At 37.5% G+C, this 6,191-nt stretch carries 5 protein-coding genes (1 of these 5 cut by a window edge); 3 read left to right on the plus strand and 2 right to left on the minus strand.

All coding sequences use genetic code 11. The annotated features are described in order from the left end of the window. Window positions 1–180 precede the first annotated feature (180 nt). Both VRHSUH10_RS08800 and VRHSUH10_RS08805 read left to right on the plus strand, forming a co-directional pair. Window positions 181–1,302 carry an AI-2E family transporter gene (locus VRHSUH10_RS08800; protein ID WP_105090257.1) on the plus strand — a complete coding sequence of 374 codons (1,122 nt, stop codon included), beginning with the start codon at window positions 181–183 and terminating at the stop codon, window positions 1,300–1,302. A gap of 134 nt (window positions 1,303–1,436) precedes the next feature. Further along, entirely contained in the window at window positions 1,437–2,093 is a 657-nt protein-coding gene (locus VRHSUH10_RS08805) for a peptidase (RefSeq protein WP_105090258.1), read from the plus strand. Between the two features lie 98 nt (window positions 2,094–2,191). Here the strand turns inward: VRHSUH10_RS08805 and VRHSUH10_RS08810 are convergent, their stop codons facing one another. Both VRHSUH10_RS08810 and sstT read right to left on the minus strand, forming a co-directional pair. Continuing rightward, the gene (locus VRHSUH10_RS08810; protein ID WP_105090259.1) at window positions 2,192–3,709 is read right to left on the minus strand and encodes an NAD(P)/FAD-dependent oxidoreductase; all 1,518 of its coding nucleotides are present in this window, start codon (window positions 3,707–3,709) and stop codon (window positions 2,192–2,194) included. A 256-nt stretch (window positions 3,710–3,965) separates the two neighbouring features. Further along, complete coding sequence (gene sstT, locus VRHSUH10_RS08815) at window positions 3,966–5,186, minus strand: serine/threonine transporter SstT (RefSeq protein ID WP_105090260.1); 1,221 nt, start codon at window positions 5,184–5,186, stop codon at window positions 3,966–3,968. 343 nt (window positions 5,187–5,529) lie between these two features. Here sstT and VRHSUH10_RS08820 point away from each other — a divergent pair, with 343 nt between their 5' ends. Beyond that, window positions 5,530–6,191, plus strand: the 5' portion of a protein-coding gene (locus VRHSUH10_RS08820; RefSeq protein WP_105090261.1) for a ubiquinone/menaquinone biosynthesis methyltransferase. Its footprint extends 85 nt past the window's final position; the window shows 662 of its 747 coding nt (coding positions 1–662); the start codon lies at window positions 5,530–5,532; its stop codon lies off the right edge, out of view.

A 6,191-nucleotide genomic window follows, 5' to 3' on the forward strand; every position in this document is an offset into this window, starting at 1 on the left:
ATTTAGATTAGACATACAATATAGTCCACCTTCTATCATGCTCTCGTGTTCATCGGGGGACCGAGCATGTGATAAGGTGGACTTTTGTGTTATACTAAGCTTGCATACAATCGTAGGTCATACAATGTTCATTAAGTTTTGGTAATGTATGCGTTGTGAGTATAGTAAAGTAGGTTATATATGAAAAGATTTAAATATTATAAACCGCTCATAGGGGCCATAATATTGGCGGGTGTTATGATTATGATGGCACTGCGTATCAGCGATATTGCTAATGCTATTGATGCCGTTATTACAGCTTTTGTTCCACTTATAGTAGGTGCTTGTATTGCATTTGTGTTAGATATTCTAGTGGTGCGTTATGAACGCTGGCTGTGGCCTAAGAGTAAAACAGGTTGGAAAGATAAAATTAGACGACCTTTAAGCCTCATTTTATCCTTTGTTACAATCAGTGCTATCGTTTATTTTATTGCTCGTATGGCGATTCCACAATTGATTCACTCCATGTCAATCATCGTGGCCTCTTCACCGCAGTTGTATACAGATTTCCAATCTTGGATGCAAAACCTTACAGAAACAATTCCGATGGCATCCAATCAAACACTGATGGATACCTTGAGTGGTGAAAGTGTTGTTAAATATACGCGCGAGTGGGGCACAAAAGGTGGTACATACCTCGTGAATGCGATGGGAACAGCCTTATCTTGGACTTTAAATATAGGCCTTGGTTTGATTTTTGCCATTTATATGTTGCTCGATAAAGAGCGCCTTATGATGCAAGGTAAACGTATTTTAAGAGCCTATGCATCTGATGAGTGGGTTAACCGTGTTAGTTATGTCACACGTGTTGCTGTTCAAACGTTCAGTAACTTCTTTGTAGGCCAGTTCATAGATGCCTTGATTTTAGGTATCATGGTTGGTATTTCACTATGGGCATTCAATATTGAATATGCCACTACAATTGCCTGTGTTATCGGCCTTACTGCATTAATTCCATTGCTAGGTATTTATGTGGGCGGCGTGATAGGTGCAGTTATCTTACTCACTGTAAGCCCTATGGATGCGTTGATCTATGTGATTATCTTAGAAGTGCTTCATCAAATTGAAAGTAACTTTATTTATCCTAAGATTGTAGGTAATTCCGTTGGCTTACCTGGTTTGTGGGTGTTTGCAGCAGTTATTGTTGGCGGTAGTTTAATGGGCGTTACTGGCATGTTGATTGGCGTACCTTTAGTGGCTACATGCTACAAATTGCTCATGACTGATGTAGACGATCGACTTGCATCAAATGAAGGTTTATAGTATATTGTCTAAATAATATATCTATTTATGTATGTTTTGTGTGCTGTTGTATATAGCACGAACTTATAGTAATTCTAGTATACAGATGACTTTTACTATTGGTGAAAGCATTGTATATAGTAGGAGGATATGTAATGAATAAAAAGTTAATTTCTATGGCATTAACAGGTGTATTGGCGGTTGGCGTATTGTCCGTTGCTACACCAAGTGTAGCTGATGCACGTAAAACAAAACCTGAAACAAGTACTGATATTTCTGTACAACGTGCACCAGGCGAATCCATGGTTATGACTATGAGTAAAATTGGTACTATTTTCCAAAACCGTTTTCCTAATGCAGCACTTCATTCTGTAGAGCTTAACTCCAATGATTTGAACTATGGTTACAAAGTAGTAGGCTATAGTAAATATCATCAATACAAAATGAAAATCGACGTAATCACTGGTAATACTTCCGATATGGATGAAGGTGGCAAACCTAAAAAAGTTATCGGTGAAATCTTCAATAAAGATAAAGTAATTGAAGCGGCTCAAGCTGAGCGCGTTGCAAAACAACAACTTGGTGCTGATGCAGTTGTAAAAGGTTGGAAAATCGAAGCTCATGAAGGTAAGATTCTATACTATATGACAATGCATCAAGACGGCAAAAAGACTGTAGTTACTGTAGATGCTGAAACAGGTGCTTATGAAGGTCAAACTAAATCTAGTAAATTACCTCCTGAACCAGATCAAGGCTTCGATGGTCGCAGAACAAATATTATTTGGGATAATACAATTGATATGGGTCGTTAATCCATTTAGAATATTCGACATAATAAAAGGACTGTGTTTATACACAGTCCTTTTTGTCGTTATTACATTGTTATTACGTAGTTATTATGTAGTTAGTATTACCAACGGTGTTCGTAGTATACTTGTGTCCACATAATTACCTCTACAAGAGAAGGATGTGGACTCATGGTTTCACCTACAGTGATAACGGATTTAGGATCCATATCACGAGTGATGCCTTTTTCACGTAACCGTTTTGTACGTTCAGAAGCGATTTCTTCATTAATAGCAGTCAATGGAGTTACACCGCTATTCATAAGGTTTACGTAAGGTTGGAATAAGATAGAGGCTTGAGGGCCTGTTACATGCATACCAAGGATATGATTTGTATCTTTATCGACTACGATTTTTACAAAGCCATCATTTACATCACCAGGATTAATACCCATTGCATAGCCCTTAGCTGTGGAGGAGTAGTAGTTTTTACCTACCCCTACATTGTAACCAGCTTTAATAGCTTCTGCTTCAGTAAGACCTACGCTACCGATTTCAGGGTAGGAGAAGGTAACCTTTGGCAATGTATCATAGCGTGCCCAACGGAAATCTTCTTCGTTTTTTGCAAAGTATAGATTATGGGCGATAATATCTGCTTCGTAGTTTGCACGATGGCGGAATGCAGGCTCGCCGTTTACATCACCTAATGCATAGATGCCATCCACAGATGTTTCAAGGAATTCGTTTGTTTTGATCCAGCCTTTAGGCCATGTTTCAATACCTGTATTTTCGAGGTGTAATTCTTCGACAGCAGGGCGAATACCGGCAGCAACTAGAATTTCTTCAACCTTTGTCTCTGTAATTTCACCAGTAGTACGATCTTTTGTGACTACTACCTTGAGGCCATCTTCTTGACGGATTTCAACAGTGTCTTGGTTCAATATAACATTGATGCCGCGAGCACGATAGTTTTGGAGAAGATGTTCAGACATCTCTTCGTCTTCCTTAGGTACAAGACGTACATTATGCTGAATGATGGTAACTTCAGTACCAGCAGCATCAAATACATGGCCAAACTCTACACCGATAGGACCAGCACCGAGTACTGCAAGAGATTTATATGGTTGTTTAGGGAATTTATCGCCAAAAAGGCTTTCACTAGAAAGATAACCTGCCTCTTGTAAACCTGGTACATTCGGAATATTACTATAACCGCCCGTGCCAAGAACAATAGTAGGAGCCGTAATTTCTACAGTACCAGAACCATCGTTAAGGTGGATATTCATAACCTTATCGGATACAAAGCTAGCTGCACCACGGTATACGTCAACATTATCGAAAGCGTTGTAATAATCGTAGATGCCTGCGGATTCGTCAATCTTAAACCATGTACGTTTAGAAACGGTGTCCCAGTCCATAGTAGCATCGCTAACATTAATACCGATTTTTTTGAATTCTTCTACCTCTTGGATTGCATTAGCTGCTGTAACCATAACCTTTGTAGGAATACAACCGCGAGTTAGGCATGTGCCACCAAATTTGCCTTTTTCAATGATAGCTACTTTTTTACCCACTTTGATAGCAGCATCAGCTACGATGGTTGCACCACCTGTACCAACTACAATAATATCGTATTGTTTCATGTTGATTCCTTTCTATTTATATCTATTAATAGTTATTATCATTAACTCTATTATAACATTATATTGAAGAAAATCAATATAGATGATTGTGTTCAATATAAACAATTATGATTAATATAAATATCTATATCTATATTGTTTGTTAGAGCATGTTCTTTATATTATACACTGAGTAGTACTGAAAGTAGTATAGTAAGGCTGATTTTTTATCTATTGAACACAAAAAAAGACGGTCCCGAAGGACCGCCTATAGGTGTTAATCCCAGTTTTCGTGATAGCCACGTTTTGCATAATCTGCAGTAGCTGTGAAGAGAATATCTGTACTGGAGTTAAGTGCTGTTTCAGTGGAGTCTTGTAAAACACCGATGATGAAACCTACACCTACAACTTGCATTGCAATATCATTGGAGATACCGAATAGAGAACAAGCTAGAGGAATTAGAAGTAGGGACCCACCAGCAACGCCAGAAGCGCCACAAGCACCGATTGTAGCAATGACAGATAAAAGGATTGCTGTAGGGACATCTACAACGATACCAAGTGTATGTGCAGCAGCTAATGTCATAATTGTAATTGTGATCGCTGCACCACCCATGTTGATAGTAGCACCCAATGGAATGGATACGGAATACATATCAGGATTAAGTTTTAAACGTTTTGCTAAATCAAGGTTAACAGGAATGTTTGCTGCAGAGCTACGAGTAAAGAACGCATAGATAGCAGATTCACGCAAACATTTAAATACCAATGGATATGGATTGCGACGAAGGTATACAAAAGATAGAAGTGGATTTACTACTAATGCTACGAAAATCATAGAACCAAGTAGTAATACGAGTAATTGGAAGTAGCCGATTAAAGCTTCAATACCGTTAGTAGCGATAGAGTCAGCTACGAGACCCATAATACCTAGAGGAGCAAAGCGGATAATCCAACCTACTACAGTTGTAATAGCTTGAGCGATAGACTCCATTACTTCTTTAGTGTTCATTGGGGCATGGCGTAAAGCACCGCCAATGATAAGTGCCCAACCTAAAATGCCGATATAGTTAGCGGTCATTAAGGCTTTCACAGGGTTATCAACAATATTTTTTAAAAGTGTTTTCATAACCTCTACGATCCCTTGTGGTGGAGCAGCATCAGCTGCACTAGCTGCAAGGTGTAATGTAGTAGGGAACATAAAGCTTACGACTACAGCAAGTGCTGCAGAAAGGAATGTACCTAATAAATATAATGTGATTACAGATCCCATCCCAGTCTTTTGACCAGAACGATGTTTACTGATAGCTGCAATAACAAGGAAAAATACAAGGATTGGTGCAATCCCTTTTAAAGCACCAACAAAGAGAACGCCTAATAAAGCTAGTTCATTTGCCAATTCTGGCACGTATAGAGCTGTCAAAATACCAATAATCAAACCTATGATTATTTGTTGGATTAGACTGACTCTATTGATTGATTTTACAAATCGATTCATAGTACACTCCAATACTTAATAAAAACTAATAAAAGACCATGGAAAAGATATCTTTTCAACATGGACATATGTCATTATACAACGAACATAGATTGGTGGCAATAGAGAATATCATAGTCATTAATATATAGTTAAATTGGATTTACTGTGACTGATAACGATATTTATTTTGTGATATGCTAGTTTTAATAGTAGTGAATATATTACTTTAACTAAATATGTGCTCTTTACATAGTTACTATATATAGTATATATAATAGGATTCTTTTGATAGGCGTCATAGTATGATATACTATGCGAGTAAAGAGTTTGAATATAGTTCTTGATTAGTGAAAGGACCATAATGAATACGAAAGAATTTAAAACATATGCAGATAAAGAAGAGTTTGTGCAAGGTGTGTTCTCTAATATTGCTAAGAATTATGATTTGATGAATACAGTCTTGAGTTTTGGCCAAGATTATTACTGGCGCAAATTTTCTGTAAAAGCAATGAATATAGGTCCAAATCAACGAATACTTGATGTAGCTTGTGGCACTTGCGTGTTTACAAAAGAAGCATTACGTCAAGAGCCAACATTAAAGGTAGAGGCTTTGGACTTTAATAGTGAAATGCTTGATCAAGGTCGCGTACGCATTGAAGATGCTGGTTTACTAGATCAAGTTAATCTTGTTCAAGGTGATGCAATGGCATTACCATATGCAGATAATACATTTGATGCGGCTATGAGCGGCTTTGCAATGCGTAATGTACCAGATATTAAACAGGTATTATCTGAAATGCAACGTGTTGTAAAACCAGGTGGGAAAGTAGTTGTATTGGAGTTAGCGAAACCAAGTATGTTTGGTTTTAAACAATTATACAATTTCTACTTCTCCTATATATTACCTATTATAGGTAAATTAAGTAAGGATAATTCCTCCTATGCGTGGTTACCAGAATCCTTACGTAGATATCCTCATCAAAGTGAGATTCTTGAAATTTGGAAATCTTTAGGATATGAAAA

It is taken from the genome of Veillonella sp. T11011-6, assembly GCF_002959755.1.
In the GTDB taxonomy this organism is placed as follows: Bacteria; Bacillota; Negativicutes; order Veillonellales; family Veillonellaceae; genus Veillonella.